The 255-nt window shown below is 62.4% G+C and carries 1 protein-coding gene; it reads right to left on the minus strand.

Annotation, left to right across the window (positions count from 1 at the left end; genetic code table 11):
* Positions 1-255, minus strand: a 255-nt coding sequence (locus IB244_RS31795) for an integrase core domain-containing protein (protein WP_192307031.1), incomplete at both ends; no start/stop codon positions are given.

Raw genomic sequence — 255 nt, forward strand, 5'->3', positions numbered from 1 at the left:
GACGCGTCGTAGCGCTCTGCCGGGTAGGCCATGTTGAGCGCCTGGTGGGGCCGCTCGCTGTTGAACTCCTCGACGAAGTCGTCGAAGCGGGCTTGCTGCTGCAGGAAATTGTCTCCGGCCGGCTTGGCTGTCTCAAGTTTCAGTGTCAGATGCATGCGTTCATGGCGGCCGTTCTGCTGCGGGTTGCCCGGCTTGATGCGCTCGATGTCGATACCGAGCCTGAGCCACCAGACGGCGAGCCGAGACAGATTGAAC

Origin of the sequence: Rhizobium sp. RHZ02, from assembly GCF_014851575.1 — a bacterium.
GTDB lineage: Bacteria > Pseudomonadota > Alphaproteobacteria > Rhizobiales > Rhizobiaceae > Rhizobium > Rhizobium altiplani.